This is a genomic window from Rhodococcus sp. 7Tela_A2 (genome assembly GCF_049311045.1).
Classification (GTDB): Bacteria; Actinomycetota; Actinomycetes; order Mycobacteriales; family Mycobacteriaceae; genus Rhodococcus.
Map to the genome: position 1 here is coordinate 1 of NZ_JAXION010000061.1, position 26,281 is coordinate 26,281.

The window sequence follows — 26,281 nt, forward strand, 5'->3', positions numbered from 1 at the left end:
CCCGCCCCGGGGGCCCAGCCGCGCCACTGGGTGGTGATCGTCCAGGGGTGAGGCGACTTCGGCTTCGGCGTCCGGCGCGCGATCCGTCCCGCCACCGCGTACACGCGGTCGCCCCGGGCGTAGGTGCCGAACACCTCCGCGGTGTCCGCGTCGACCGCGTGCACCCGGGTCCGGAGCAGCACCGCGGCTCCCGCAACCCCGGTCGGGGAGGTGCGCGACGCCGTGACCGCCTCGACGAGCGTCGGTTCGAGTACCGCCGCGAGCTGGGTGACGGCGCGTCGCCCGTCGACGACCTCGAGGATCAGCCGCAGGGCCACCTCCGCGAACCTGTGCGCGGTGGCATCGACCCGAGGTACTGCGTCGGCGTGCGCGACCGGGGCGCGAGCCGAACCGGCGGGACGGCCGGATCGCCCGTCGTGCGGCGTGGCGCGCGGCGCGGCGTGGGGCCGGCACCGGACGCACTGCCCGGGAGGCTGCGATTCCTGTGGTGGCGGCTCGAAGCGAGGGATGCGGCGTACGTAGCGGCCGGTGTGCAGATCCGTCATGTCATGTCTCCCGGGCGTGGACGGCGCCGGCTCGGCGGCCGGTGCAGGGATCGCGCCTGTGCGGCGCGATGAGGTCCGGGAGAGGACGGACCGCCGATATCGTGACATATCCGGCGGGTCCGCGCTCGCCGTACATCTCGCGGCCGACCCGGGTGATGTCGCCACCGCGACGCGGCCGGGTGCGATGTGCACTCTGCGTCAGCCGTCCACGAATACGCTCTGCTGGTTGTCGTGGACGCCGGTGAACATTTCGGTCGGGGTGAGGGGCCGTGACGCCACCGTAGGCATGATCCCTTCGCGATGAGCGAGGTGAACCATGCTCTCGAGCCGCCCGGAGTACTCGGCGGGTTGGTCGACCATCCAGGTGATGCCCTCGGCGGCCACGGAACTCGGTTCGAAGGTGCTGTGGTCCACGCCCGGCAGGTTGGCGAGAGTGCCCTCCGATGCGACCGGAGCGTCGATGCGGAAGCAGTTGACGGCGATGTGGTCCGGTGCGAGTTGCCGAGCGAGGTCGATTGTCATCCTTTCGAGCCCGACCTTGGCGATGCCGTAGGACATCAGGCCCGGCACAGGTTTCAGCGCGGCCAGGGAGGACACGTTGAGGATGCGACCCCCACCGGCGGCACGGAGGTGCGGGACGGCAGTACGGATGGCGATCAGCGGGGCATCGAGGTCGATCGCCATCACCAGATCGTGGCGACGCAGCGGGACGTCGATGTCGCCGACGAAGGTGACGCCCGCGTTGTTGACCAGCACATCGAGACGCCCGAGTTCGGCGACGGTCTGTTCGACCATCGCCGCGACCTGTTCGCGGTCCGACAGGTCCACCGGCACGGCGATCGCGGTGCCTCCACGGGCACGAACGGCGTCGACGACGTCGTCGAGCGTCCCGGGGGTGCGGCGAGGGTCGGTTCGCGTCGAGCGGGCGGCGCAGGCCACCGCGTACCCGGCGTCGGCGAGCGCGAGAGCCGTCGCCGCACCCACCCCTCGGCTGGCGCCGGTGACGAGCGCGACTTTGGCCAGAATTCTATTCTCCATTTCCGGAACTATATTTGCGAGTGGGTTGCGGTACAAGAGGTTGTCCCTTCGAACACCGGAGAACGCATGACCGAAGACAGTGCCGTCGCCGGGGACTTCGTGTTCAGATATGGCCTCTCGGCTCTGGTGACCGGTGCGTCGTCCGGTATCGGCCGGTCGTTCGCCCGCCATCTGGCAGAAGCCGGTCTGGACCTGATACTCGTCGCGCGCCGACTCGACCGGCTCGAGGATCTCGCGGCCGAACTCCGCTGCCGGCACGGCGTCGAGGTGACTGTGCACGAAGTGGATCTCTCGGATCCCGCCGCCGTCGACCGACTGCTCGAGCAAGAGGCGACCACCGACATCGGTTTGCTCGTCAGCAATGCCGGGTTCGGGGTGAAGGGCCCGTTCGAGGACGGTGACACGGCCACGCTCGCCGCCATGCTCGCGGTCAACTGCCAGGCACCGACACGGTTGGCGCATGCCCTCGTTCCGCGGTTGAGGCGACGTGGCCGTGGCGGTGTCGTGTTCACCAGTTCGGTGGAAGGACTCCTCGGCTGCCCGTATTCTGCCGCGTACTCGGCGACGAAGGCCTACGTGAATGCGCTCGGCGAAGGCCTCTGGGGAGAGCTGACTCCCGCGGGGATCGATGTGCTGACACTCTGTCCGGGAGCGACCGACACCGAGGCACCGCGGCTTCAGGGTATCGATCCGGCAACCTTGCGACACCTGATGGATCCGGACGACGTCGCCCGGGGCGCACTCGAGAATCTGAACAACGGACCGACCTACGTACCGAGCGAGCACTATCGCGCACAATTCGACACCCTCGTGACGATGCCCCGCCGGCAGGCGCTCGCGGCAATGGCGGCGAGCCTGCGGGTCTGACGCCGCGGCTCACCCGCAGGTCCGTCTATGCGCGGACGGCGAAACATCTAGGGTGAGGCCGTGCTGCGTGGACTGGTGCTCGACTTCGGTGGCGTGCTCGCCGGCCCGGATACGGACCCCGAGGCACTCGCGGCGGTGGTCGCCGAGTTGCGCCGCCGCGGGGTGCGCACCGCGATCCTGAGCAACGATCCCGGTGGCCCGCACGCACAGTGGTTGCGGGATCTCGCCGGGACCTTCGTCGACGCGGTGGTGCTGTCGGGGGATGTGGGGGTCGCCAAGCCCGATGCCGAGAGCTTCCGGCTCGTCGCCGAACGCCTCGGGCTCGCACCTTCCGAATGCGTCTTCGTCGACGACCTGGCGGGCAACGTGCGGGGCGCCGTGGCTGCGGGGATGGTCGGCGTCCACCATGATGGTCCCCACACCGTGATGGCCGAATTGGCTGTTCTCTTCGGCATCGCCGCAGGACGATCCGGGCAACCCGGAAGTGAGGGGGACGTTCGGCAATGACGAGTCGGATGACGGCGCAGGACGCGTCGTACTACTACCTGGAGACGAGCAACACGCCGATGCACATCGGCTCGCTGGCGATTCTCGAGCCGCCCGACGGGGGAGTTCACTACGACCGGGTGCTCGAGTTGGTCGAGCAGCGGCTCGCGGAGGTTCCGCGTTACCGCCAGAAAGTGCGTGAGGTGGCCTTCGGGCTCTCCCGGCCGGTGTGGATCGACGACCGGGACTTCGACATCACGTACCACGTCCGCAGATCCGCGGTCCCGCGTCCGGGCACCGACGATCAGTTGCACGACCTCGTCGCCCGGCTGATCTCGAGACCCCTCGACCGGACCCGCCCGCTGTGGGAGATGTACGTCGTCGAGGGGCTTGCCGGCGACCGCTGCGCAGTGTTCACCAAGTCTCATTCGGCGCTGGTCGACGCCGAGCAGTCGCTCGAGATCGGCCAGGTGCTGTTCGACCGGGACGCGATTCCGCGCGAGGTGCCGGAAGAGTTGTGGATGCCGGAGCAGGAACCGTCGGAATCGGCGTTGCTCGTCGGAGCACTCGCCGAACTGGTCGCGCGGCCCGGTGAAGGCGTGGCCGCGGTGCGGTCGGCGGTGGGCAACCTTGCGTCCACGCTCACCGAAACCGTGGACGCGGTGAGCCGTATCGCCCGCACCGCGGCGCAGTCCGCCCCCGAATCGCCGCTGAACGCGTCGATTTCCCGCAGCAGGCGTTTCGCTGTCGTGGAGTCCGACCTCGAGCCGTACCGGAAGATTCGTTCCCGATACGGCTGCACGGTCAACGACGTGGTGCTCGCCGTCATCGCCGGGGCACTGCGGTACTGGCTGCTTTCCCGCGGCGAGCCGCTGACCGAGGCCACCGTCGTCCGCTCGATGGTTCCCATGTCGGTCTACGTGCGTGACGCCGGCGGCGAGGGTACGGACGGGACGACCACGGTGCATCCTCAAGGCGAGGTGTCGTCGTTCCTCGTCGACCTCCCGGTCGGGGAGCCGAACGCCGTCGTGCGGCTGTCGCACATCGCCCACGCCGGGGAGGCGTACGCGCGGGAGCGCAGGCGGGTCGCGGCGCAGTCCATGATCCGGCTGTCCGGGTTCGCGCCGGCGACCATGCACGCGGTCGGAGTGCGCGTCGCGTCGGGTTTCTCGCAGCGCGTGTTCAATCTCATGATCACCAACGCTCCGGGGCCGCAGTATCCGCTGTATCTGGGAGGGGCACGACTGCTCGGGATGTATCCGGTCTCGCCGTTGCTCAAGAATCAGGCCCTGAGTGTCGCGCTGACGTCGTACGACGGAAAGATCTACTACGGTTTGAATGCGGACCGCGATGCCATGCCCGACGTGCATGTGCTGACGTCGCTGCTGCACGAATCGCTCGAGGAGTTGTCGGATGCCAGTAGGTGAGAAGTGACGCGTGTCTATGTACCGGCGACGCTCGGGATGCTGCAGCGTCTCGTCGCCGAGAACGAGCTCGACGCGGTGGGGCGTACAGCGTTCGCGGTAACGCCCACCTTGCGTGAGGCCTACACCTCCGGCGACGACGACGAGCTCGCGGAGGTGGCCATGTCCGAGGCAGCGCGTGCCTCGGTGCGGCTGCTGGCTGCCGAGGACACCGGGGCGACCCCGGAGTTCGGGACGCGGCGTGTCGTGATCGCCGCGGATGTCGAGGGCGCAACCCCGCGCCCCGATCTCGACGACGCCGTGGTGCGCCTCGCCGGGCCGATCCCGATGAGCGCCGTCGCGTCCGTGCACGTGGATCTGAAGGCCGCGGAAGCGGACGTCGCGCGTGCGATGGAGGTTGTCGACGCGGGCGATCTGGGCGACGAGGAGGCCGAGTTCGTGCTCGGCGACGCCGAGGATCACGAACTGGCGTGGTACGCGGCGCAGGAGTTGCAGTTCCTGCTGGAATTGCTCTGACCGCTCGGAACGAGGATGCTTGTGAGTGGAGTCTCCACGTAACCTACGGAACCGTAACCTCTGATAACCTTCGCGGTCGTAGTTCCAGCGTGAGGAGAATCGGTCGATGGGTTTCAAGGAATGGATCGAAAGGCCCGCGGCCCATGTGGCACCGGGTGAGCGATCTCTGTCCAACGTGGTGCGAGGCGCGGTCGCGCGACTCACGACCCCACTGTTGCCCGATGATTATCTGCACTTGATCAACCCGTTGTGGTCGGCGCGTGAGCTTCGTGGGCGCATCGTCGAGGTCCGTTCCGAGACCCCCGACTCCGCAACCATCGTCATCAGGCCCGGCTGGGGCTTCGACTTCGGGTACTCGCCCGGTCAGTACATCGGCATCGGCCTGCACATCGACGGCAAGTGGCATTGGCGGTCGTACTCGCTGACCTCCACCCCGATCCGCACCGACAAGGTCATCTCGATCGCGGTGAAGGCGATGCCCGAGGGGTTCCTGTCGAGCCATCTCGTCGGTGGTGTGCCGGAAGGCACAATCGTGCGCCTCGCGGCTCCGCAGGGCGACTTCGTTCTTCCTGATCCGCCGCCCGAGAAGATCCTGTTCCTGACGGCCGGCAGCGGCGTCACACCGATCATGTCGATGCTCCGCACCCTCGATCGGCGTGCGGCCGACCGTGGCGTCGACATTGCCGACGTTGTGCATGTGCACTCGGCGCCCACCGCCGAGGACGTGATGTTCCGGTCCGAACTCGAGCAGTTCGACGCCAACCACGACCGCTACCGCTGCCACCTGCAATACACGCGTGAACAGGGCAAATTCGCCCTGTCGCAGCTAGACGAGGTATGTCCGGACTGGCGGGAGCGTCAGACCTGGGCGTGCGGACCGCAGCAGATGCTCGCCGATATCAGCGCTCACTGGGAGAAGGCGGGCCTCGAAGATCGCGTGCATCTCGAGCGCTTCGCGGTCACACGGGCCGATACCTCCGGAGCCGGGGGAACGATCACGTTCGCGAAATCCGGCAAGACGGTGACCGCCGACGGTGCCACCACCGTTCTCGAGGCGGGGGAGAGCGCAGGAGCGCTCATGCCCTTCGGTTGCCGGATGGGAATCTGTCAGACTTGTGTGGTGCCGCTCCAGAAGGGGTATGTGGTAGATCTCCGGTCGGGCGAGGAGCATGGAGAGGGCGAGCGAGTCCAGACCTGCATCTCCGTTGCGGCCGGCGACTGCACCATCGACGCCTGAGGCCTCGACCGCACAATCGATGCCCTGAGGGCACAACCATGAACGACGAGAGGGACCCGCTTGGCCATCACCGACATCCGCGAGTTCGCGCATCTGACCGACGCCGATATCGACGCTTTGGCAACAGAGTTCGATGCCATCCGGCGCGACGTCGAGAATTCGCGTGGGCCGCGTGACGCGCGGTACATCCACAACACGATTCGGCTGCAGCGAACGCTCGAGATCGTCGGCCGGATCGTGCTGCTCGGCTCGCGGCGGCGCTCACGCTGGCTGCTCGGCACGACCGCGTTGTCGCTCGCGAAGATCATCGAGAACATGGAGCTCGGGCACAACGTGATGCACGGGCAGTGGGACTGGATGAACGATCCGGAAATCCACTCCACGTCGTGGGAATGGGACCAGACCGGCCCGTCCGCTCATTGGAAGCGCGCCCACAACTACGAGCACCACACGTACACGAACATCGTGGGGATGGACGAGGACGTCGGATTCGGCATCCTGCGCATGACCCGCGACGAGAAGTGGCGCCCGATCAACCTGCTGCAGCCGGTCGCGAACGTGGTCCTCGCGCTGACATTCGAGTGGGGTATCGCGCTGCACGATCTGACGGCGCAGCGGATCGCGTGGGAGAAACAACTCGGTGACGGTCCGCGGCCCAGGATGTCCGGGCCCGACCGCGAGTTCGTGGCGAAGGCCGGCCGCCAGGTGTTCAAGGACCTGGTGCTGTTCCCCGCCGCGACCGGACCGGCATGGCGCAGCACGCTCACGGCGAACCTGACGGCCAATGTCGTGCGCAATATCTGGGCGTACCTGGTGATTTTCTGCGGACACTTCCCGGACGGCGCCGAAAAGTTCACGGTCGAGCAGTTCGAGGACGAGTCGCGCGGTCAGTGGTACCTGCGGCAGTTGCTCGGTAGCGCGAACATCACCGGTGGCCGGGTCATGGACTTCATGACCGGCAACCTCAGCTACCAGATCGAGCACCACCTCTTTCCGGACCTGCCGAGCAATCGCTACCGGGAGATCGCGGCCCGGGTCCGTGCGCTGTGCGGCAAGTACGACCTGCCGTACACGACCGGACCGATCGGACGGCAGTACATGCTGGCACTGCGCACCATCCACAAACTGGCGTTGCCGGACACCCTTCTGCGGGCGACGTCCGACGATGCGCCGGAGACGTCGTCGGAGCGTAAGTTCGAGCGACTCCGTGCTGCCGCAGCACTGCCGGCTCTCACCGAGGACCCCGTCACGGGACGTCGCCGTGGGTTGCTCACCGCGCTGCGCTCGCATGCCGAGCACACGGTGGCGATGCGACGTGCGCGTCGCCGGAATCGGCAGTAATCGACGCCGCCCGCCCGTAAGTGATTCCGATCACACGTCCGAAATCGCCTAACCTACGGAGCCGTAACCTACGGTAGAGTAGCCGCCATGGCGATATCGGACATCAAGGAATACGCGCACCTTACGGAGGCGGACGTCGAGGCCATCGGCCGCGAGCTCGATGCCATCCGGCGCGATATCGAGGAGTCGCGCGGTGAGCGCGACGCCCGATACGTCCGCAACACGATCCGGTTGCAGCGCGGCCTCGAGGTCGGTGGACGTCTGGTCCTGTTCGGTTCCAAGAAGCGCTCGCTGTGGTGGCTGGGCACCGGAATGCTCTCGTTGTCGAAGATCATCGAGAACATGGAGCTCGGGCACAACGTGATGCACGGGCAGTGGGACTGGATGAACGACCCAGAGGTCCACTCCGCCAACTGGGAGTGGGACAACGTCGATCCGTCGGCGCACTGGAAGATCACCCACAACCACCTGCACCACAAGTTCACGAACATCCTGGGTATGGACGACGATGTGGGCTACGGGTTGCTCCGCGTCACCCGCGACCAGCGTTGGAAGCCGTTCTACCTCGGCAACATCGCCTACAACGCGATCCTGGCGTCGCTGTTCCAGTACGGCATCGCGATCCAGTTGCTCGAACTCGGCAAGGTCATCCAGGGTCGCGACGACCGCGAGATCACCAAGAAGCACGGCGCCGAGGTGCTCGCGAAGATCGCGAAGCAGGACCTGCGCGACTACGTCGTCTATCCGGCGCTCACGGGCAAGTCGTGGAAGACCACGATCACCGCGAACGCCACGGCGAACTTCGTCCGCAACGTGTGGACCAACGCCGTGATCTTCTGCGGGCACTTCCCGGACGGTGCGGAGAAGTTCACGAAGCAGGACGTCGAGAACGAGACGCACGCCGAGTGGTACCTCCGGCAGATGCTCGGGTCCGCCAACATCTCCGGCGGCAAGATCATGGACTTCATGACCGGCAACCTGAGCTACCAGATCGAGCACCACATCTACCCGGACCTGCCGTCCAACCGGTACGCGGAGATCGCCGTGCGCGTGCGGCAGTTGTGCGACAAGTACGACCTGCCGTACACCACCGGTCCGCTGGCCGTGCAGTACTGGAAGTCCTGGCGCACCATCGCGAAGCTCTCGCTACCCGACAAGTTCCTCAAGGACGACCGCGACGCCGCCCCCGAGACCGCATCGGAGCGGGGCTTCGGTGGCCCGGCGGAGATCGATCCGGTCACAGGACGCCGGCGCGGTCTGGCCACCACGATCGAGACGACCCGCAAGCGCGGTCTCGTCCGCAGGATTCTCGGCATGCGCTGAGTTCGCGAGCGTGTGCTGCACGCCCCGAACGATGATCGAACCCCGGCACCGGAACTGGTGCCGGGGTTCGATGCATTCGATCACCAGGAGTCGTTGGACGCCAGCGAGGTGAGCAGTTCGCGCACGGCCTGCGCCCGGCGCAGCGACTTGCCCTCGAGGCGGTCGAGCGCGCACTCGGGGTCGGCGGGCGGCCCGAGATGCGTACAGCCGCGGGGGCAGTCGGCGACCGCCGCGGCGAGATCGGTGAAGGCCGCGACGACGTCATCGGGCTGGATATGCGCGAGCCCGAACGACCGGATGCCCGGAGTGTCGACCACCCAGCCACCGGACGGAAGCGGAAGCGCGACGGACTGGGTCGACGTGTGCCGGCCCTTCCCGACACCGGAGACCACACCCGTGGCGCGGTCGGCGTCGGGGACGAGGCGATTGACAAGGGTCGATTTGCCGACGCCGGAGTGGCCGATCAATGCGGTGACCCGGCCGGTGAGACGCTCGGTGAGATCGGAAAGATCGTTGTCCTGGCCGACGGCCAGCACGGGGATGTCCAGATCGGCGAACTGCGACGCGAATTCCTCCGGGTCGGCGAGATCGCTCTTGGTCAGCCCCAGCATCGGGGCGAGCCCGCCCGCGTACGCGGCGACCAGCGCGCGCTCCACGAGCCCGGTGCGGGGCGGCGGATCGGCGAGCGCGACGACGATGAGCAGTTGCGACGCGTTCGCCACCACGATCCGTTCGAACGGGTCCGTGTCGTCGGCTGTCCTGCGGAGCACGGTGGTGCGTTCCTCGACCCGCACGATGCGCGACAGGCTGTCGGGACGGCCGGAAAGGTCGCCGACCACCCCCACCCTGTCTCCGACCACGATCGGCGTACGGCCCAGTTCGCGTGCGCGCATTGCCACCACGGGCCGCTGCGGATCGCCACCCAGGACGACCCCCCAGCGCCCACGGTCCACCGAGAACACCATGCCCTCCACCGCATCGAGATGGGCGGGCCGATCCTTGGTACGCGGTCGCGAACTCTTGCCCGGACGGACCCGGACGTCGGACTCGTCGTACTGCCGCCGGCTCAGGAGCGTGCTCCCGTCAACATCGCCGCCCACAGACCTTCGAATCCGGGGAGGGTCTTGGCGGTCGTGCCGATGTCCTCGACCTCGACGCCGTCGACGACGAGACCGAGGATCGCGCCGGCAGTCGCCATCCGGTGGTCGGCGTAGGAGTGCCAGACACCGCCTGTCAGGGTGGCCGGTTCGATCAGGAGGCCGTCCTCGGTTTCCGTGGCGATGCCGCCGAGCCGGCCGATCTCGGCTGCCAGCGCGGCGAGCCGGTCGGTCTCGTGGCCCCGCAGGTGTGCGATACCGCGAAGACGCGAGGGGGTCGATGCCAGCGCGGCCACCGCGGCCACCGTGGGCGTCAGTTCACCGACGTCGTGCAGGTCGATGTCGATGCCGGTGAGCGTGGCCGGCCCTCGCACCGTGAGCGTCCCGTCCGACAGCGACACAGCCGCCCCCATGCGCTCGAGGATGTCCCGGATGGCGTCGCCCGCCTGCGTGGTCTTCTCCGGCCAGCACGGGACGGACACCGTGCCTCCGGTGACCGCGGCGGCGGCGAGAAACGGGGTGGCATTCGAGAGGTCCGGTTCGACGACCACGTCGTGGGCGGCGATCGGGCCGGGCAGCACCCGCCACGTGTTCGCCTCCGAGGTGTCGACGTGCACGCCCGCGTCACGGAGCATGTCGACCGTCATATCGATGTGCGGGGTGGACGGGACGGGCTTGCCGTCGTGGTGCACGGTCACACCGTCGTCGAACCTCGCGGCGGAGAGCAACAGACCGGACACGAACTGCGACGACCCGGACGCATCGATCGTGACGGACCCGCCGCGCACGCCGGCGCGACCGTGGACCGTGAAGGGCAGCGTGTCGCCGTCGATGTCTGCGCCGAGTGCCCGGAGTGCGTCCAGCACCGTGCCCATCGGCCGGGATCGTGCCTGCTCGTCCCCGTCGAAGCGGACGTCCCCGTCGGCCAGCGCAGCCACCGGCGGAACGAAGCGCATCACGGTCCCCGCGAGGCCGCAGTCCACCGCGCCGGCTCGCAGGGGTCCCGGGGTCACGTCCAGGGTGGTGCCGCCGTCGCGCTCGGTGATCGCCGCTCCGAGGGATCGCAACGCAGCGATCATGAGGTCGGTGTCGCGGCTGCGCAGCGCTCCGGTCACGGTCGAGGGACCGGCCGCCAGGGCCGCCAGGACGAGGGCACGGTTGGTGATGGACTTGGATCCAGGCAGCGTCACGGACGCGTCGACGGGGGACACGGCTCGGGGTGCTTTCCACAGGCTCACCCGTCCATCTTCGCCCATGGTCCGCCCGGGCATCGACTCCCACCCGTCCGCGCGACCGGTGTGTGCCGTGTCGGCGGTCGCTGCCACACTCGTGGGCATGTGCGGCAGGTATGCATCGACGGCCGATCCGGCCACTCTCGCGATGGAACTCGACGCGATCGACGAGACGGGCGACGAGGAACTGCGGCCCGACTACAACGTCGCGCCCACCACGCAGGTGCTCACCGTGGTGGCGCGGCACGACCGCGACGATGCGGACGGCCCGGCGCGGCGCCGTATCCGGCGGATGCGCTGGGGACTGGTGCCTCCGTTCGCCAAGGAGGTGGCTTCGGGCGCTCCGCTGTTCAATGCGCGGTCCGAGTCGGTGGCAACCAAACCGGCGTTCGCGCACTCGCTGCGTTACCGACGGTGCCTCGTTCCGATGGACGGCTGGTACGAGTGGCAGGTGGAACCGGCGCCGGACGGCAAGACCCGCAAGGTGCCGTATTTCATGGCTCCCGCCGACGGTGCACGCGTCCACATGGCGGGTCTGTGGGCGGTGTGGCGCGATCCGCGCACCCCCGACGCGCCACCGCTCATGAGCACCACGATCCTCACCGCGGATTCCGTTGCGCAACTGGGCAATATGCACCACCGGATGCCCCTGATGCTCCCGCCCGAGCGGTGGGATGCCTGGCTCGATCCCGACAGCCTCGGACACCCCGACCTCATCGTGCCGAGCGAAGACGCCGTGGCGCGGATTCGGATCCGCAGGGTGTCGGACAAGGTCAACAGCGTGCGCAACAACGGCCCGGAACTGCTCGTGCCCGACGACGGCGCCGGCGACCAGATGGCGTTGCTGTAGCGGCTGCGCCGTCAGTGACCTGCTGCGACCGGGGCGACCACGGCTCCGGTCAGGCGGATCAGGTCCGCGGGGGCGAGTTCGATTTCGAGGCCGCGCCGCCCCGCGCTGCACAACACCTTGTCCCAGTGGCCCGCCGACGCGTCGATCACCGTCGGGAGGCGTTTGCGCTGACCGAGCGGGGAGATGCCACCGAGTACGTAGCCGGTCGCGCGTTCCGCGGCGGCGCGCTCGGCCATCGTGGCCTTGCCGCCACCGAGCGCCGCCGACGCGGCCTTGAGCGACAGCGTCTCCGGGACGGGGACGACGGCGACGCCCAGCTTGCCGGACGGCAGGGCGATCACGAGTGTCTTGAAGATCTGGGCGGGCACCACGCCGAGGCGGTCGGCGAGCGCCTCGACCGCCTCGGATCCGAAAGAGCCGGACCGAGGGTCGTGGGGGTATTCGTGGACCACGTGGGGCACCTTCTCGCGGGTGAGAAGCGTGGTGGCGGGGGTCGACGTGGATGCCATGTGCTCACCTTAGGCAACAGCGTTCCCTCATTCTGTGGCAACGCGCTGCGGCGACCGGCGCGCATAGGCTCGCGCGGCCCGCACCCGGTCGCCGCACCGAGTGCAGCACCAGTACCGGCGTGCGTGAGTGCGCAGCAGGAAGCGATCGCACGGGGTCGCATCGCAGCGGGATATGAGCGATGCGCTCTCGCCGGTCAGCAACGCGGCGGCGTCCTCGGCGATCTGCATCATCGCGTGCTCGACGATCCGAGTCGTCGGATGGATCGAGGTCCGGCGTAATCCCGTCTTCTCCTCGTACCTGAGGACGACCGCGCTGGGCACGGTGGTGAGTGCTCGGTTGATGCCCTCCAGTGCCGCCGGATCGGGAGCATTGCCGTCCACATGGGCGGCGAACACCGACCGCAGGTCCGTCCGCAATCCGACGAGCTGGCTGCGGCAGTAGGCCAGAAGTTCGGTGTCGCGGGGCGCGAGACCATGACCGATCAGCCACCCGGTGGCCTCCGCCGGCGTGCTCAACTCGTCTGCCTCGAGTCCGCCGGGAAGGCTCACGGTGCTGTTGACCAGCGCCAGACTCCAGTGAGTCTCGGCACCGGGCGCCGGCGGGAGCGGAATCGTCACCATGCCTCTCATGGTAACCGTTGTGGTTTTCCGTGAGATGCTCGTACAGTGAACCTCACGTTGAATGGCAACTATTACCGTGAGAGTTGAGATCGCTTCATGCTCGAGCCGCGCACGTCCGGCACCGCCCCTTTTTCCCTTTCCGTGCTCGACAACGCACATACCGGCGTCGGGAGCACCGTCCAGGAGACCTTCCAGGAGATCATCGCGCTGGCGAAGCGGGCCGACCGGCGGGGATACCGACGTTTCTGGATGTCCGAACATCACGCGATGCCGGGCGCTGCCACGTCGTCACCCCAATTGATGGTGGCGCGATTGACCGGCGAAACCGAACGCATCCGGCTCGGTGCGGGCGGGGTCATGCTGCCCAACCATGCGCCCCTGGTGATTGCCGAACAGTTCGGCATGCTCGACACCCTGGCCCCCGGGCGGATCGATCTCGGCGTCGGCCGGGCACCCGGCACGGACGGCGCGACCGCGGCAGCGCTGCGGCGGCATCGTGGCGCCGGCGACGACTTTCCTCAGCAGGTTCTGGAACTGCTCGGGTTTCTCGACGACGAGTTTCCGCAGGGACATCCTTACCGCGACGTTCACGCGGTACCCGGTCCGTGGCAGGCCGAGCAGAACGAAGTACCCCGAGCCACGACCCGCCCCGGCGTGTGGATCCTGGGTTCCTCGCCGTACTCCGCGCAGTTGGCAGGGCGGCTAGGGCTGCCCTATGCCTTCGCCTTGCAATTCGGCAGCGCCGACGTCGTCACCGCTATGGCGCTGTACCGCAAGCATTTCCGGCCGTCCGCCGTGCTCGCGGAGCCGTACGGTCTGGTCAGCGTCGGAGTCGTTGCCGACGACGACCCCGTGGAGGCCCGGCGTCAATCCGCGTCCACCGCGATGGGCATGTTGCGGATGTTCCGGCGCGAGCCGTACTCCCTGCTTCGTCCGGAAGACGTCGAGGCATATCCCGCCACCGCCCAGGAGCGGCAGATCCTGGACGAATGGACGGACCGCACGCTGCACGGCACAGCGCCGACCGTGGCCCACCGCCTCGAGCAACTCCACGAGCACACCGGCGTCGACGAGGTGATGCTGGTTCTGGTGGGCCACTCCCGGCAGGCCCAGGCCAGAACAGTGGAACTCATGGCCGATCACTACGGTCTGCCCGGACTCTGACAAGCACAATCCCGGTACGACACGGACGCATCGAACAACTCGGCGCATCCGCACACTCGACCACTCGGTCGTCTCGAGAAGGAGAACACCATGACGTCCCCCCGCCGCGCGCTGCTCGTCGTCGACGTGCAGAACGAGTACTTCGACGGTCCCATGCAGATTCAATATCCTCCGCGCGAGGCGACCCTTGCGAACATCACGCGGGTCCTCGACCACGCCGACGCCGCCGGGCTTTCCGTCGCCGTCGTCCAGCACACACTCCCGGCCGAGGCTCCTGTCTACGCGGAAGGGTCGCACGGCTGGCAGCTGCATCCGGACGTGGCCGCCCGGGTCAAGCCGCACTGGAAGCAGGTCACCAAGAACTACGGGTCGGTGTTCGGCAACACCGACGTGGCGCAGTGGCTGCGTGAGCAGAACGTCGACACCATCACGATCGTCGGGTACATGACCAACAACTGCGATCTGGCCACTGCCGCAGAAGCCGAAGTGCACGGCCTCGTCGCGGAGATCATCTCCGACGCCACCGGCGCGATCCACCTCGCCAACGCAGCGGGCAAGGTTTCCGCCGAGCAGGTTCACACCACACTGATGACGCTGTTCCACTCCAACTTCGCCGCGGTCGCGAGCACCGAGATGTGGACCGACGCCGTGTCGTCGGGCACCGCCCTTCCCAAGGACAATCTCGTCGCGTCGGCACTCGAGGGACGAAACTCCTTCAGCTGACGCCGGGTCTTCCGCACGGAGGAGACCAGGACCTTCAGGACGGACGTTCAGGACGGATGAGAGCGGGTGCCGCACCCTTCGGGGTTCGGCGCCCGCTTCGTGAGCAAAGAAGGCGCACTCGGCGCCGGCGTCCGAAGCGGCAGAGTCAACGTCATGTAGACGCTGTGTGGATCGTCCCGGTAATCACCGAAGGGCCCACAGGCGACGAAGCCCGCACCGGCATACAGTGCCCGCGCCGGAGCGAAGAACTCCGTGCTTCCCGTCTCCAGCGAGAGTTGCCGGACACCCCGCGAGGCGGCATCGCCGAGCAGATGGCGCAGCATCGCCCGGCCCACCCCGCTTCCTCGCCGGCGAGGGTCCGTGCGCATGGACTTGACCTCTTCGTGCTCCTGCCCGAGTGCGGCGAGGGCACCTGTCGCTGCGATTCCGTCGTCCCGCTCGCCGACCCAGAGCCGTACACCCGGCTGCCGGAGACCGGACAGGTCCAGGGCGTGCCTGCTCTCCGGGGGCGCAGTCGGGGCGAGCTCGTCCAGATGAGCCTGGAGGAATGCGGCCAGTCGGGGGTCGGAGAAGTCGGCGCGATGGATGCGGAGGGTCACGGCGCAAGGGTAGTCAGGGGGACGCCGACGGCCGAATGCCGAGATCCGGTCCTCGTCGGCGTCATCTATCCCCCTTGGCGCGGAGACACCGCCGCCGACCAGCCGACCCGCGCGCCGACTCGCCGCCCGTCGGGAACAAGTCCGGTATGCGGTGTGTTGACCCCTTCGGACGTGCCCGCCGGCGCGACCGCTGTTGCTCGAGGATCGGAGACCCTGTTGGCAATCCTTTGCCCGCCCCGTCCGGCTACGGCAGGACCGGTAGCCTTCACGGAGAACGTCGGTGAAGGGATCGGTGTGGTCGAGGAGTCTGTCGAACAATTGGCCGAACGGTTCGAGCGTGAGGCACTGCCGCTGCTCGACCAGCTCTACGGTGCTGCGTTGCGGATGACCCGCAACCCGGCCGACGCCGAAGATCTCGTCCAGGAGACGTATATCAAGGCGTTTTCCGCGTTCGCGTCCTTCCGTGAAGGCACGAACATCAAAGCCTGGCTGTACCGCATCCTCACGAACACCTACATCAACTCCTACCGGAAGCGGCAGCGGCAGCCCGCGCAGTATCCGACGGACGAGATCACCGACTGGCAGCTCGCGGCGACCGCGGAGCACTCGTCGACGGGGCTCCGTTCGGCGGAGGTCGAGGCGCTCGACGCGCTGCCCGACGACGACATCAAGGCGGCGTTGCAGGAACTCCCCGAAGACTTCCGCATGGCGGTGTATTACGCCGACGTCGAGGGATTTCCGTACAAGGACATCGCCGAGATCATGGGAACCCCGATCGGGACAGTGATGTCGCGCCTGCACCGCGGCCGCAAGCAACTGCGTGGCCTGCTCGGCGACGTGGCTCGCGAACGCGGCTTCAATCGCGGCGGTGGAGTCGATGCGGCAGTGGATGTGGAACCGGGCGCGGGTGAACCGTCCGGGAACAGCGAGAACAGCAAGAACAGGAAGGGAGTCTCGCAGTGAGCGAGCCGACAGACTTCGAGCGGGTGGACTGCTCTGCGGTCATTGCGGACGTGTATCTGTTGCTGGATTCCGAGTGTGACGAGGATGCGCGAGCGAGACTCCAGGGGCACCTCGACGACTGTGGTGCCTGCCTCGAGGCCTACGGCATCGAGGAGAAGATCAAGTCCCTGCTGAGCCGCAAGTGTGGCGGAGAGCATGCGCCGGCGGGACTGCGGGAACGCCTGGTGCTGGAGATCCGCCGGAATGTGGTGGTGCACCACCACCGCGACGCCCAGAACTGACCGACTCGGCCCCCCGAGCAAGAAGGACCGGAAAGCAACGCTTTCCGGTCCTTCCGTGTTTCCGAACGCCTCAGGCGTTGGGACGCTTGCCGTGGTTGGCGGCGTTCCCCTTGCGGCTACGCTTCTTGCGGCCTCGCTTACCCATGGTTGGATCTCCTTTCTCTTTCATTACAGTGTTTCACGTGCGGTCGAGTGGTCCTGTCGGCAGGTCCACCGTCCGGTTCGCGGAATGAGGTGTTCGATGGCAGAGGACGTACGGGCCGAGATGGTATCCACGGTCTTCGAGGTGGTGGTGAGCGAGGGACAGGTCGTCGCGGAAGGCGACACCCTGGTCATCCTCGAGTCGATGAAGATGGAGATCCCGGTGCTCGCGGAGACCTCGGGCACGGTGACGTCGGTCGGCGTCGCCGTGGGAGATGTGATCCAGCAGGGCGATCTCATCGCGGTCATCTCCTGAACAAGAAGGCGGCCTCCGTGTCCACCCTCAGTGCCCTTCTCGCCACCCACACCGATCTTCCCGGTGCCGCTGTCGACCACCTGCAGCGCGTCGTCGGGGAGTGGCAACTGCTCGCCGACCTGTCGTTCGCGGACGTGTTGCTGTGGGTGGACGCCGCGCCCGACGGGATCGTGTGTGTGGCGCAGTGCCGTCCCACCACCGCCTCGACCGTCATCCCGGAGGATGCGGTGGGGACCGTCGTGTCCGACGACGAACATCCTTATGTCCGTAAGGCTTTCAAATCGGGTGAGATCGTCACGGTCCGGCGCGGATCCAGCGACTCGATCCATTTGCGTCAGGCCGTGCCGGTGCGCTGGGCCGGACAGGTGGTCGCGGTACTGAGCCGGGACGCCGCGCGGGTGTCACGGCGCTCGGCGAGTGCGCTCGAGACGGCATACCTCGAATGTGCCGATGCGCTCTACAGCATGATCAGCGAGGGAACGTTCCCCACTCCGGAAGCACGGTCCGACACGAAGTCCAGCCCCCGCGCCGGTGACGGTTTCATCCGTCTCGACCGTGAGGGCCGCGTCGTCTACGCCAGCCCGAACGCGTTGTCCGCGTACCACCGCATGGGATTCAATTCCGATCTGCTGGGCCAGGACCTCGTCGAAACGACCCGCTCCCTCGTGACGGATCCGTTCGAAAGTGCGGACGTCTCCGAATATCTCAGCGGGGCCGTGCACGGACGGCTGGGACAGCGCATGGAGGTGGAGGCACGGGGAGCGACGGTGCTCATCCGTGCGCTCGTCCTGTCGCCCGGCGGCCGCATCGAGGGCGCCGCTGTGGTCATACGCGACGTCACCGAGGTCAAACGCCGTGACCGTGCCCTACTCAGCAAGGACGCCACGATCCGGGAAATCCACCACCGGGTGAAGAACAACCTGCAGACGGTCGCGGCGCTGCTGCGGCTGCAGGCGAGGCGCACCGGCAATGTCGAGGCCAAAGAGGCGCTCGGCGAAGCGGTACGCCGGGTCACGTCGATTGCACTGGTGCACGAAGCCCTGTCGATGTCGGTCGACGAAGAGGTCGACCTCGACGGTGTTTTCGACCAGTTGATCCCGATCGTGGTGGATGTCTCGGCGGTGGGGAGCCAGATCCGGGTGCGCCGTGAGGGAAACCTCGGTGTGTTCCCCGCGGATCGCGCCACCCCGCTCGTGATGGTGCTCACCGAACTCGTGCAGAACGCCGTCGAGCACGCATTCGACCCCGGTGTTCACGGCACGGTGACGGTCCGGGCGAACCGGTCGGCCCGGTGGCTCGATGTCGTCGTGCGGGACGAGGGCAAAGGCCTGCCGGAGGGGTTCCGTCTCGAAGATTCCGACCGTCTCGGGCTGCAGATCGTGCGGACGCTGGTCGCTGCCGAACTCGGCGGCACGCTCGACCTGGCCGCGAACGAAACCGGCGGAACCGACGCGCGCCTGCGACTGGCACTCGGCAAGGTTGCCGGAACCTGATCCACGTTGTCGGCGAGACACCTACGACGTACGAAGGCCCGGTCCCCGGGGGGGGCGGGCCTTCGTACAAGTCGCGATCGTCAGACCGTGGTGCGAGCCCGGGTGCGGGCGTTGCGGCGCTTGAGTGCGCGTCGCTCGTCTTCGCTCATGCCGCCCCATACGCCGGCGTCCTGACCCGATTCGAGGGCCCACGAGAGGCACTCGGCGGTGACGGGGCAGCGGTTGCACACGAGCTTGGCATCGGCAATCTGCGCGAGAGCCGGTCCACTGTTGCCCACAGGGAAGAACAGTTCCGGATCCTCGTCGCGGCAGATGGCTTCGTGGCGCCAGTCCATGCTTCTACTCTCCTTCGATGGTGCTGTGCACCGGATGATTGTCTGTGCGTGTTCACGCTTGCGGCGCGAAGTATTTCCGCGCGGTTACTTGTGAATGCTTTCACGAACTTGCGTGAAGTCAAGAGAATCGACCGCGACCGTGTGGAAGCTCACGCCGACGAAGGGGCGAAGCATTCGTCAATCCTTCTTTCTACACCTGTTCGGCCGAAAAGTAAGCAGAATCACAACATTCGAGCACGCTGCTCACTGTGCAGGAGCGACGACTTCGAGTATCGAAGGCACGGATACGAACTCCACATCGGTGCGAAGCCCCAGGTAGTCGCCGTCCACCTGCAGGCCGATCGGTCGCGTCGACCGGGCGCGCACGTGCGTGACGTCGTCCGCGCGCAGCAGATACGGAGACGACGGATCTCCCTGCTTCGCGAGCAACTGCCGCACGACGCGAAGGCTCGGCACGACCCGCATCGTCGCCATCGCGAAGACCCCCAGGCCCGTGCCGAACGACGTACCCGGGTTCGTGTGCACCGGGCGCCTGTCGAGAAAGGTCCACGGGCTCGAGTTGGACACGAAGGCGTAATACACCCCGGCCACCGGATCCTGCCCCGGCACTTCGAGCGTGAGTGCCGGTTCGATCCGCTTCGACGCGAAGAACTGCGTGATCGCATGTCGCACATACCGCGAACTCGTCGCCTTCTTGCCGCTGAGACGACTCAGATCGACCGCTTCGCACACCTGCGCGTCGAGACCGAGCCCCGCGTTGAATACGAACCACCGCCCGTCGCAGTGGCCGAGCCCGATGCGGCGGGCGGTGCGACCGGCGAGCAGGGAAAGCAGTTGTTCCGTCGCCTCCATCGGGTCCGGTGCGATCCCGAGAGAGCGAGCGAACACGTTCGCCGATCCGCCCGGCACCACGGCGAGGCGAGGCAGCGTCGGATCGGGACCACGGTCGGGGGAAGGCCCCAGCAGGCCGTTGACGATCTCGTTCACGGTGCCGTCGCCACCGTGAGCGATGACGACATCCATCCCGTCCGCGTGTGCGGAACGTGCCAGGTCCGCGGCATGCCCCCGGTGCGTCGTATGCGCCACGGTGAGCTGCGTTCTGCCCGACAGCGCGTGAGCCAGCCGGTCACGACCGGCCGGAGTGGTGGTCGTCGCGTTCGGGTTCACGATCAGCAGGGCACGCACGGAGCATCAGCCTAAGTGCTATCGCGCCGGTCCACTACGCTGGTCGGGTGCCCACTGAAACACCTCGTACCCGTACCCCGTCGACCGTCAAGGTTGCCGGGTCGCTCGTCGTGCTCGAAGGCGTCATCGCCATCGGGTTCGCGGTGTACTCGGTCATCCGGGCATGGTCGGGTAACTACGACCAGTCGGTGAGTAACGGCTACGGCCTCGCGCTGTGGCTGTCGATCCTCTTCGGCGGCGTCCTGGCCGCGGGCATCGCGCTCCTGCGCGGCGCGCACTGGGGACGTTCGATCGCTGTCGTCGCGCAGCTTCTGCTGTTGCCCGTGGTGTGGTCGCTCCTCACCGATTCCCATCAGGTGTTCCTCGGTGCGCTCATGGGGCTGATCGTGGTGCCGGCGCTCGTGCTCCTCTTCAGCCCCGCCACCACCCGGTGGCTCGCCCGCGACTACGTGCCCGAGGACGAGCACTGAACCGGGCCGCGTCGGAGGCCGGTCAGGCGCCGAGCTCGCGCAACGCGTCACCGCTGAGACGGAACGTCGTCCACTCGTCCTGAGGGACCGCACCCAGCGACCGGTAGAAACCGATGGACGGCTCGTTCCAGTTCAGCACAGACCAGCTCAGCCGGGTGTAACCGCGCTCCACACATTCGTGGGCCAGTGCGGCGAGCAGCGCGCGCCCGTGTCCCGCGCCGCGATGCTCCGGCCGGACGTAGAGGTCCTCCAGGTACACGCCGTGGACCCCGTCCCACGTGGAGAAGTTCCGGAACCACAGCGCGACCCCGACGACGGTGCCGTCCGCCTCTTCCGCCACATGGCCGAACACCGACGGTTCCGGACCGAACAGCGCGGCCCGGATCTGTTCCGTCGTCACGGTGCACTCGTGCCGGGCCTTCTCGTACTCCGCAAGGTCGTAGATCAGGCCGGTGACGGCGTCGACATCGTCGGGACGGACTCTGCGGATCACGGGCGGTACGCCTTTCGGGAGCGTCGGAGGGGTCTGCACGATGTGCCGGGAAGATGCCGCGTCGTTACCGCACACCGGAGCGCCGAATACGCGAGGATCGACCCGTGACAACCGTACTTGCAGTGGCAAACCAGAAGGGTGGCGTCGCCAAGACCACCACCGTCGCGTCGCTGGGGGCCGCCCTGTCCGCGCTGGGACAGCGGGTGCTCCTCGTCGACCTCGATCCCCAGGGATGTCTCACCTTCTCCCTGGGCCACAACCCGGACCGGCTCGACAAGTCGGTGCACGACGTCCTCGTGGGGGAGACCAAGGTGCAGGAGGTGCTGGTCGAGGCGGGAGAAGGCATCACGCTCATGCCCGCGACCATCGACCTGGCCGGTGCCGAGGCGATGCTGCTCATGAAACCGGGCCGGGAATACACCCTCAAACGCGCACTGGCGACGGTCGCGGACGACTTCGACGTGGTGATCGTCGACTGTCCTCCGTCCCTCGGGGTGCTCACCCTCAACGGGCTCACCGCGGCAGACTCCGTCCTCGTCCCGCTGCAGTGCGAAACGCTCGCACACCGCGGCGTCGGTCAGCTTCTGCGGACGGTCCAGGAGATCAAGCAGATCACCAACCCCGAACTCGAACTCCTCGGCGCACTTCCCACGCTGTACGACTCGCGGACCACACACAGTCGTGACGTGCTCGCCGACGTGTCGGACCGGTACGACCTGCCGGTGCTCTCGCCACCCATCCCGCGAACCGTGCGGTTCGCCGAGGCGTCTGCATCGGGTTCGACCGTGCTCGCCGGTCGGAAGAACAAGGGCGCGGACGCCTACCGGGAACTGGCCGAGAACCTGCTCGCGTCGTGGACGAAGGACACCGCACTGCCCACGCTGGACTGACCCCGGCGTCGTCAGCGCAGCGCGACGACCCGGTCTCCGCGTTGCTCGAGCACGAGTTCACCGGTGACCGCGACGTCCACGTCCGGTGCGTCGCCTCGTTCGACGGGAATCCGCCGCCGGACGTTGCCGGACGCGGGATCGACCGCCGCGACCGCGTCGTCGACCGGCAGGAGCAGTGAGCCGGCCATCGCCGCTCCGGTCCCGAGGGTGTCCTCGACGGTCCATGCCGGTGCGAAATCCTCGGGGGAGAGGGCGACCGTGTCGAGACCCGTCCACCAGACCAGGACCCCCTCCTGTTCGGTGGCGGGTGCGGTGCCGTTGCCGGCGACACGTCCGAGGTCGTGGGTGTCGACGAGTGCGCCCGAGCCGTCGTACACCGCGATGCGTGGGCCGCCGCCGGGTCCCGGCGGCATGTACACAGCGGTGCGTTCACCGAGCACGGCGACGATGCGGGCGCCTGCTCCGGTCTGCGCTTCCGGCAGCACCGACGACGCGTATTGCTCGGGTTTCTGACTGTCGTCGGGAGTGGGGTCCAGCAACGTGAGCCGATTGGCCGGCTCGTTGGGGCACTGCTCGAGTACCGCGAGACGGCTCGTCCCGGCGTCGGCGGAAAGTAGTTCGCAGCCGGACCGGGGCTGGGCGCGCGGGTTGACGGGGGCGTCGACGTACCCGTATTCGACGGTGCGCACGAGGTCGGACCGCCACATCTCGAGCCGGGTGTCGCCGAGTGCGATGACGTGGGAGCCGGCGTCGATGAGCCGGATCTCCTCGTCTGCGTCACCGGTCCGCTGTGCCCCGCGCGCTCCGCTGTCCGAGTCGAGCGCGGTGACCTGCCCGCAGCCGCGTGCGTCGCGGTAGACCGAGATCACCGAACCCCACGCACCCGTTGCGGCGCACAGCGGGCGGTTGCGCTCATACCGCCATCGTTCGTCGCCGGTGACCGGATCCCGGCCCACCACCGTGTTCGCGTCGGCCGTCGCGCCGGGGCCCCCGCGCGCGTCGGGCGCCGACGTGGCCCCGCTGGGCGCCTGCCACACCTCGGTGAGGGTGTCGGGCAGCGTACCGGCGAGAGGGGGAGCGGACACCGGCTCGTCCCACGTGATCGAGGTGGTGCCGCGCGCATCGGACCGTAGCCAGACGACACTCGCCGCCACCAGGACGGTGACGACGAGTGTGGCGGCGACGAGCAGATCCGTGCGTGTGCGGCGCTCCGGCGCGAGCACGGGTCCTACTGAGCGGACGATGCCGCGACGGTGTCCGCGCTCGAGGCGTCCTGTGAGGCCGTGTCGTGGCCCGCGGCGCCGTTGCCGCGACGACGGCGACGACGCCGTGCCGGGGAAGCGGGTGCGTCGGAACCGGCGCGCTCGGATGCGCCCTCGGCCTGCGGGTCCTTCTGTTGGCCGTTCGACGCCTTCGGCTCCGTAGCGTCGGCGCCCGAGGCGGCAGCGGTGTCACCGTCGGACGCCTTGCCGCGGACGGTGCGGCGGCGCACGCGGTTGCGCTTGGGCCGGGACGCCGTCTCCTCGCGATCCTCACGCGGGCGACGTTCGGCGGGCTCGCTCTCGGCGGACCGCGCCGGAGCCTGCTTGTGCACGCGCCCCGTGGTGCCGGCAGGAATGCCGAGTTCCTCGAAGAGGTGCGGCGAACTGGAGTAGGTCTCGACCGGATCGGGCATGTTGAGGCCGAGCGCCTTGTCGATCAGTTGCCAGCGGGGAATGTCGTCCCAGTCGACGAGGGTGATCGCGATGCCGGTGCGGCCCGCGCGACCCGTACGGCCGATGCGGTGCACGTACGTCTTCTCGTCTTCGGGGCACTGGTAGTTGATGACGTGGGTGACGTCGTCGATGTCGATGCCGCGTGCCGCGACATCGGTGGCGACCAGCACGTCGATCTTGCCGGCGCGGAACTTGTCGAGTGCCTTTTCGCGTGCGATCTGGCCCAGGTCGCCGTGCACGGCGCCGCAGGCGAAGCCACGCTCGACGAGATCGTCGGCGACCTTCTGTGCGGTGCGCTTGGTACGGGTGAAGATCATGGTCGCGCCGCGGCCCTCGGCCTGCAGCACGCGCGCGACGAGTTCGGCCTTGTCGAGCGCGTGCGCACGGTAGACGTGCTGCTGGGTGCGCTCGTGCACCGCCGACGACTCGGCTTCCTCCGCGCGGATGTGCGTCGGGCGGTTCAGGAAGGTGCGGGCGAGCGTGATGATCGGGCCCGGCATGGTGGCCGAGAACAGCATCGTCTGACGCTTGTCGGGCACCATCGTCAAAATGCGTTCGATGTCGGGCAGGAAGCCCAGGTCGAGCATCTCGTCGGCCTCGTCCATGACGAGTACGCCGATCTTGCCGAGGATCAGGTGACCCTGGTTGGCGAGGTCGAGCAGCCGGCCCGGGGTGCCGACGACGACGTCGACGCCCTTCTGCAACTGGGAGATCTGCTGCTCGTACGGGCGTCCGCCGTAGATCGAGAGGACTTCGAGGCCCTTCTTGCCGCTGCCGGGCAAGTACTTCGCGGCGCTCACCAGGTCGCCGGTCACCTGGACGCACAGTTCGCGCGTCGGGACGATGACGAGCGCACGCGGGGTGCCGTCGAGGGTCGTGGTGCCCGAACCGTCGGTGGTGATGCGGTTGAGCAGCGGGACCCCGAACCCGAAGGTCTTGCCCATGCCCGTGCGGGCCTGGCCGATGAGGTCGTCGCCCGCGAGGGCGAGGGGGAGTGTGAGCTCCTGGATTGCGAACGTACGGTCGATGCCGACCTCGGAGAGTGCCCGGACGATTTCGTCGCGGACGCCGAGCTCTCCGAAGGTGGGGGGAACGTGGGTGGAGTCGAGCTGTGCGGAGACGGTCGTTTCGGTCGCGTCGTCTTCGTGGTCGATTGTGATCTTGCTCAGGGGTCCGGCCTTCCTGGTCTCGGCACGCACGCACGAGGTCGGGCAGGGGACCGGCCTGCGCCTCAGCACGAGCATTGTCAGAAGCTCGGCGAAGCGCGGCGATCCGCGGTCGGGTGCGCGCACATTATCGGTGAAGCTCGCGGGCTGCGTTCAGCAGCTCGAAGCGCGAACTTCAAAGACCATTGTACCGGTTCCGGCGGATTCGCCGAGGTAGTACTACGCTTTGTCGTCATGGGAGCCGAATCGTCGCCGTCCACAGCATCATCCAGTCCGACCCTCGTCCCCGCCGACCATCCCGGCGTCGCCGAGTTGTTCGCGGTGATCGCCTACGGCGAGATCGCCGCGTTCTACCGTCTCGCGGAGGATGCCAAGTTCTCCCCGTCGGTACGGGGGCGTGTCGCCCTCGCGAGCATGGCAGCGGCGGAGATGAGCCACTTCGAGACGTTGAACGCGGCGCTCGACGACCGTGGTGTGGAGATCTACGCCGCGATGGAGCCGTACCGGCAGGCTCTCGACGCCTATCACGCGTCCACCACCCCGTCGACGTGGCTCGAATCCCTCGTCAAGGCGTACGTGGGGGACGGGATCGCCGCCGACTTCTACTGTGAGATCGCCGACCGGCTCGCCCCGGAGGTAGCCACGGTGGTGCGCGACGTGCTCGCCGCGACCGGGCACTCCGAGTTCGTCGTCCGTGAAGTCCGTGAAGTCGTGGAACGAAGCCCACTCCAGAAGGACCGCCTGATGTTGTGGGGGCGCCGGTTGCTGGGCGAAGCCATCACGCAGGCCCAGTACGTGCTCGCCCAGAACGAGGAGCTTGCCGAACTGGTGATTCTCACCTCGGGCGACCTCGCAGGCATTGCCGCCCTGTTCGACCGGATGCAGGTCGAGCACACCAAGCGGATGGCAGTGCTCGGACTGCATTAGCCTGGCGGTGACAAGCAGTACAGCCTGAGATTTCGGAGGTCCCCAGTGGAGGTCAAGATCGGCGTTGCGGACAGCCCGCGTGAACTCGTCCTCGTCAGCGACCAGACGCACGACGAGGTGGAAAAGCTTGTGACCGACGCACTGAGCGGCAACGGCAGCGGCGTGCTCGCTCTCATCGACGAGAAGGGCCGCAAGGTTCTGGTGCAGGCGGCGAAGATCGCGTACGTGGAGATCGGCCCCTCCACCATCGGGAAGGTCGGCTTCGCAGCCATCTGACCACGGGACCCCAAACGGGCGGGGGGCGGGGGGCGGCGCGCCCCCCCCGCCGCGGCCC

At 67.8% G+C, this 26,281-nt stretch carries 31 protein-coding genes; 18 read left to right on the forward strand and 13 right to left on the reverse strand.

The features are described from left to right. Both TVH25_RS12805 and TVH25_RS12810 read right to left on the reverse strand, forming a co-directional pair. On the reverse strand, window positions 1-545 hold a 545-nt coding region (locus TVH25_RS12805), incomplete at its 3' end, for an Rv3235 family protein (RefSeq protein ID WP_422424334.1). 198 nt (window positions 546-743) lie between these two features. Beyond that, on the reverse strand, window positions 744-1,583 hold the full coding sequence (locus TVH25_RS12810) for an SDR family NAD(P)-dependent oxidoreductase (RefSeq protein ID WP_422424335.1): 840 nt from the start codon (window positions 1,581-1,583) through the stop codon (window positions 744-746). Between the two features lie 66 nt (window positions 1,584-1,649). Here TVH25_RS12810 and TVH25_RS12815 point away from each other — a divergent pair, with 66 nt between their 5' ends. The 7 genes from TVH25_RS12815 to TVH25_RS12845 all read left to right on the forward strand — a co-directional run bounded on the left by TVH25_RS12815 (window position 1,650) and on the right by TVH25_RS12845 (window position 8,777). Beyond that, window positions 1,650-2,450: an SDR family NAD(P)-dependent oxidoreductase gene (locus TVH25_RS12815; protein ID WP_422424336.1), complete on the forward strand. Its 801-nt coding sequence runs from the start codon at window positions 1,650-1,652 to the stop codon at window positions 2,448-2,450. A gap of 63 nt (window positions 2,451-2,513) precedes the next feature. After that, window positions 2,514-2,957 (forward strand): HAD family hydrolase, encoded by a 444-nt coding sequence (locus TVH25_RS12820; RefSeq protein ID WP_296550028.1) that lies wholly within the window; start codon window positions 2,514-2,516, stop codon window positions 2,955-2,957. Beyond that, on the forward strand, window positions 2,954-4,363 hold the full coding sequence (locus TVH25_RS12825; protein ID WP_169619790.1) for a WS/DGAT/MGAT family O-acyltransferase: 1,410 nt from the start codon (window positions 2,954-2,956) through the stop codon (window positions 4,361-4,363). The genes TVH25_RS12820 and TVH25_RS12825 overlap by 4 nt, the downstream gene beginning before the upstream one ends. 3 nt (window positions 4,364-4,366) lie before the next feature. Next, window positions 4,367-4,876 (forward strand): DUF6912 family protein, encoded by a 510-nt coding sequence (locus TVH25_RS12830; RefSeq protein WP_378527616.1) that lies wholly within the window; start codon window positions 4,367-4,369, stop codon window positions 4,874-4,876. Window positions 4,877-4,982: 106 nt separating this feature from the next. After that, window positions 4,983-6,113, forward strand: coding sequence for a ferredoxin reductase (locus tag TVH25_RS12835; RefSeq protein WP_169619788.1), 1,131 nt, complete (start codon window positions 4,983-4,985; stop codon window positions 6,111-6,113). A gap of 60 nt (window positions 6,114-6,173) precedes the next feature. Then, the gene (locus tag TVH25_RS12840) at window positions 6,174-7,454 is read left to right on the forward strand and encodes a fatty acid desaturase family protein (protein WP_169619787.1); all 1,281 of its coding nucleotides are present in this window, start codon (window positions 6,174-6,176) and stop codon (window positions 7,452-7,454) included. An 87-nt stretch (window positions 7,455-7,541) separates the two neighbouring features. Further along, window positions 7,542-8,777 (forward strand): fatty acid desaturase family protein, encoded by a 1,236-nt coding sequence (locus TVH25_RS12845; protein WP_169651685.1) that lies wholly within the window; start codon window positions 7,542-7,544, stop codon window positions 8,775-8,777. An 80-nt stretch (window positions 8,778-8,857) separates the two neighbouring features. On the opposite strand, the gene rsgA is transcribed toward TVH25_RS12845, so the two are convergent. Next, the gene (gene rsgA / locus TVH25_RS12850) at window positions 8,858-9,877 is read right to left on the reverse strand and encodes a ribosome small subunit-dependent GTPase A (protein ID WP_296550020.1); all 1,020 of its coding nucleotides are present in this window, start codon (window positions 9,875-9,877) and stop codon (window positions 8,858-8,860) included. Next, on the reverse strand, window positions 9,844-11,130 hold the full coding sequence (aroA, locus tag TVH25_RS12855; RefSeq protein ID WP_422424353.1) for a 3-phosphoshikimate 1-carboxyvinyltransferase: 1,287 nt from the start codon (window positions 11,128-11,130) through the stop codon (window positions 9,844-9,846). Before aroA ends, rsgA begins: the two co-directional genes overlap by 34 nt. 79 nt (window positions 11,131-11,209) lie before the next feature. Here aroA and TVH25_RS12860 point away from each other — a divergent pair, with 79 nt between their 5' ends. Next, window positions 11,210-11,956, forward strand: coding sequence for an SOS response-associated peptidase (locus tag TVH25_RS12860; RefSeq protein ID WP_422424337.1), 747 nt, complete (start codon window positions 11,210-11,212; stop codon window positions 11,954-11,956). Window positions 11,957-11,967: 11 nt separating this feature from the next. On the opposite strand, the gene ybaK is transcribed toward TVH25_RS12860, so the two are convergent. Continuing rightward, on the reverse strand, window positions 11,968-12,465 hold the full coding sequence (ybaK, locus tag TVH25_RS12865; protein WP_169619783.1) for a Cys-tRNA(Pro) deacylase: 498 nt from the start codon (window positions 12,463-12,465) through the stop codon (window positions 11,968-11,970). Between the two features lie 27 nt (window positions 12,466-12,492). Further along, window positions 12,493-13,086 (reverse strand): CGNR zinc finger domain-containing protein, encoded by a 594-nt coding sequence (locus TVH25_RS12870; protein ID WP_422424338.1) that lies wholly within the window; start codon window positions 13,084-13,086, stop codon window positions 12,493-12,495. Between the two features lie 96 nt (window positions 13,087-13,182). Here TVH25_RS12870 and TVH25_RS12875 point away from each other — a divergent pair, with 96 nt between their 5' ends. Next, window positions 13,183-14,250 (forward strand): LLM class flavin-dependent oxidoreductase, encoded by a 1,068-nt coding sequence (locus TVH25_RS12875; RefSeq protein ID WP_422424339.1) that lies wholly within the window; start codon window positions 13,183-13,185, stop codon window positions 14,248-14,250. A gap of 90 nt (window positions 14,251-14,340) precedes the next feature. Then, window positions 14,341-14,973 (forward strand): isochorismatase family protein, encoded by a 633-nt coding sequence (locus tag TVH25_RS12880; RefSeq protein WP_422424341.1) that lies wholly within the window; start codon window positions 14,341-14,343, stop codon window positions 14,971-14,973. 47 nt (window positions 14,974-15,020) lie between these two features. Here TVH25_RS12880 and TVH25_RS12885 read toward each other — a convergent pair whose 3' ends face one another. After that, window positions 15,021-15,572 (reverse strand): GNAT family N-acetyltransferase, encoded by a 552-nt coding sequence (locus TVH25_RS12885; protein WP_422424342.1) that lies wholly within the window; start codon window positions 15,570-15,572, stop codon window positions 15,021-15,023. Between the two features lie 294 nt (window positions 15,573-15,866). Between TVH25_RS12885 and TVH25_RS12890 the strand changes: the two genes are divergently transcribed. Next, the gene (locus TVH25_RS12890; protein ID WP_378527610.1) at window positions 15,867-16,535 is read left to right on the forward strand and encodes a sigma-70 family RNA polymerase sigma factor; all 669 of its coding nucleotides are present in this window, start codon (window positions 15,867-15,869) and stop codon (window positions 16,533-16,535) included. Continuing rightward, window positions 16,532-16,816 (forward strand): mycothiol system anti-sigma-R factor, encoded by a 285-nt coding sequence (gene rsrA / locus TVH25_RS12895; RefSeq protein WP_169619759.1) that lies wholly within the window; start codon window positions 16,532-16,534, stop codon window positions 16,814-16,816. The genes TVH25_RS12890 and rsrA overlap by 4 nt, the downstream gene beginning before the upstream one ends. Window positions 16,817-16,886: 70 nt before the next feature. Here the strand turns inward: rsrA and TVH25_RS12900 are convergent, their stop codons facing one another. Then, a complete protein-coding gene (locus tag TVH25_RS12900; protein ID WP_022597109.1) occupies window positions 16,887-16,961 on the reverse strand; it encodes a 50S ribosomal protein bL37 in 75 nt (24 codons plus the stop codon). 96 nt (window positions 16,962-17,057) lie between these two features. Here TVH25_RS12900 and TVH25_RS12905 point away from each other — a divergent pair, with 96 nt between their 5' ends. Continuing rightward, window positions 17,058-17,273, forward strand: coding sequence for a biotin/lipoyl-binding carrier protein (locus tag TVH25_RS12905; RefSeq protein WP_169619758.1), 216 nt, complete (start codon window positions 17,058-17,060; stop codon window positions 17,271-17,273). A 17-nt stretch (window positions 17,274-17,290) separates the two neighbouring features. Continuing rightward, on the forward strand, window positions 17,291-18,766 hold the full coding sequence (locus tag TVH25_RS12910) for a sensor histidine kinase (protein WP_169619757.1): 1,476 nt from the start codon (window positions 17,291-17,293) through the stop codon (window positions 18,764-18,766). Between the two features lie 80 nt (window positions 18,767-18,846). On the opposite strand, the gene TVH25_RS12915 is transcribed toward TVH25_RS12910, so the two are convergent. Together TVH25_RS12915 and TVH25_RS12920 are read right to left on the reverse strand one after the other, a co-directional pair. Further along, complete coding sequence (locus TVH25_RS12915) at window positions 18,847-19,101, reverse strand: WhiB family transcriptional regulator (RefSeq protein ID WP_072699424.1); 255 nt, start codon at window positions 19,099-19,101, stop codon at window positions 18,847-18,849. Between the two features lie 243 nt (window positions 19,102-19,344). Next, the gene (locus TVH25_RS12920; RefSeq protein ID WP_422424345.1) at window positions 19,345-20,286 is read right to left on the reverse strand and encodes a diacylglycerol/lipid kinase family protein; all 942 of its coding nucleotides are present in this window, start codon (window positions 20,284-20,286) and stop codon (window positions 19,345-19,347) included. Between the two features lie 47 nt (window positions 20,287-20,333). On the opposite strand from TVH25_RS12920, the gene TVH25_RS12925 reads away from it, so the two are divergent. Next, complete coding sequence (locus TVH25_RS12925) at window positions 20,334-20,756, forward strand: hypothetical protein (RefSeq protein WP_169619755.1); 423 nt, start codon at window positions 20,334-20,336, stop codon at window positions 20,754-20,756. A gap of 22 nt (window positions 20,757-20,778) precedes the next feature. Here TVH25_RS12925 and TVH25_RS12930 read toward each other — a convergent pair whose 3' ends face one another. Continuing rightward, the gene (locus TVH25_RS12930) at window positions 20,779-21,249 is read right to left on the reverse strand and encodes a GNAT family N-acetyltransferase (protein ID WP_169651693.1); all 471 of its coding nucleotides are present in this window, start codon (window positions 21,247-21,249) and stop codon (window positions 20,779-20,781) included. A 104-nt stretch (window positions 21,250-21,353) separates the two neighbouring features. On the opposite strand from TVH25_RS12930, the gene TVH25_RS12935 reads away from it, so the two are divergent. Next, window positions 21,354-22,139 (forward strand): AAA family ATPase, encoded by a 786-nt coding sequence (locus TVH25_RS12935; protein WP_169651694.1) that lies wholly within the window; start codon window positions 21,354-21,356, stop codon window positions 22,137-22,139. Window positions 22,140-22,150: 11 nt separating this feature from the next. Here the strand turns inward: TVH25_RS12935 and TVH25_RS12940 are convergent, their stop codons facing one another. Both TVH25_RS12940 and TVH25_RS12945 read right to left on the reverse strand, forming a co-directional pair. Continuing rightward, window positions 22,151-23,362, reverse strand: coding sequence for a hypothetical protein (locus TVH25_RS12940; RefSeq protein ID WP_422424348.1), 1,212 nt, complete (start codon window positions 23,360-23,362; stop codon window positions 22,151-22,153). A gap of 5 nt (window positions 23,363-23,367) precedes the next feature. Then, complete coding sequence (locus TVH25_RS12945; protein ID WP_422424350.1) at window positions 23,368-25,053, reverse strand: DEAD/DEAH box helicase; 1,686 nt, start codon at window positions 25,051-25,053, stop codon at window positions 23,368-23,370. A gap of 201 nt (window positions 25,054-25,254) precedes the next feature. Between TVH25_RS12945 and TVH25_RS12950 the strand changes: the two genes are divergently transcribed. Both TVH25_RS12950 and TVH25_RS12955 read left to right on the forward strand, forming a co-directional pair. Further along, complete coding sequence (locus TVH25_RS12950; RefSeq protein ID WP_169619750.1) at window positions 25,255-25,947, forward strand: ferritin-like fold-containing protein; 693 nt, start codon at window positions 25,255-25,257, stop codon at window positions 25,945-25,947. A gap of 45 nt (window positions 25,948-25,992) precedes the next feature. Further along, window positions 25,993-26,223 (forward strand): DUF3107 domain-containing protein, encoded by a 231-nt coding sequence (locus TVH25_RS12955; RefSeq protein ID WP_169619749.1) that lies wholly within the window; start codon window positions 25,993-25,995, stop codon window positions 26,221-26,223. Window positions 26,224-26,281 lie beyond the last annotated feature (58 nt).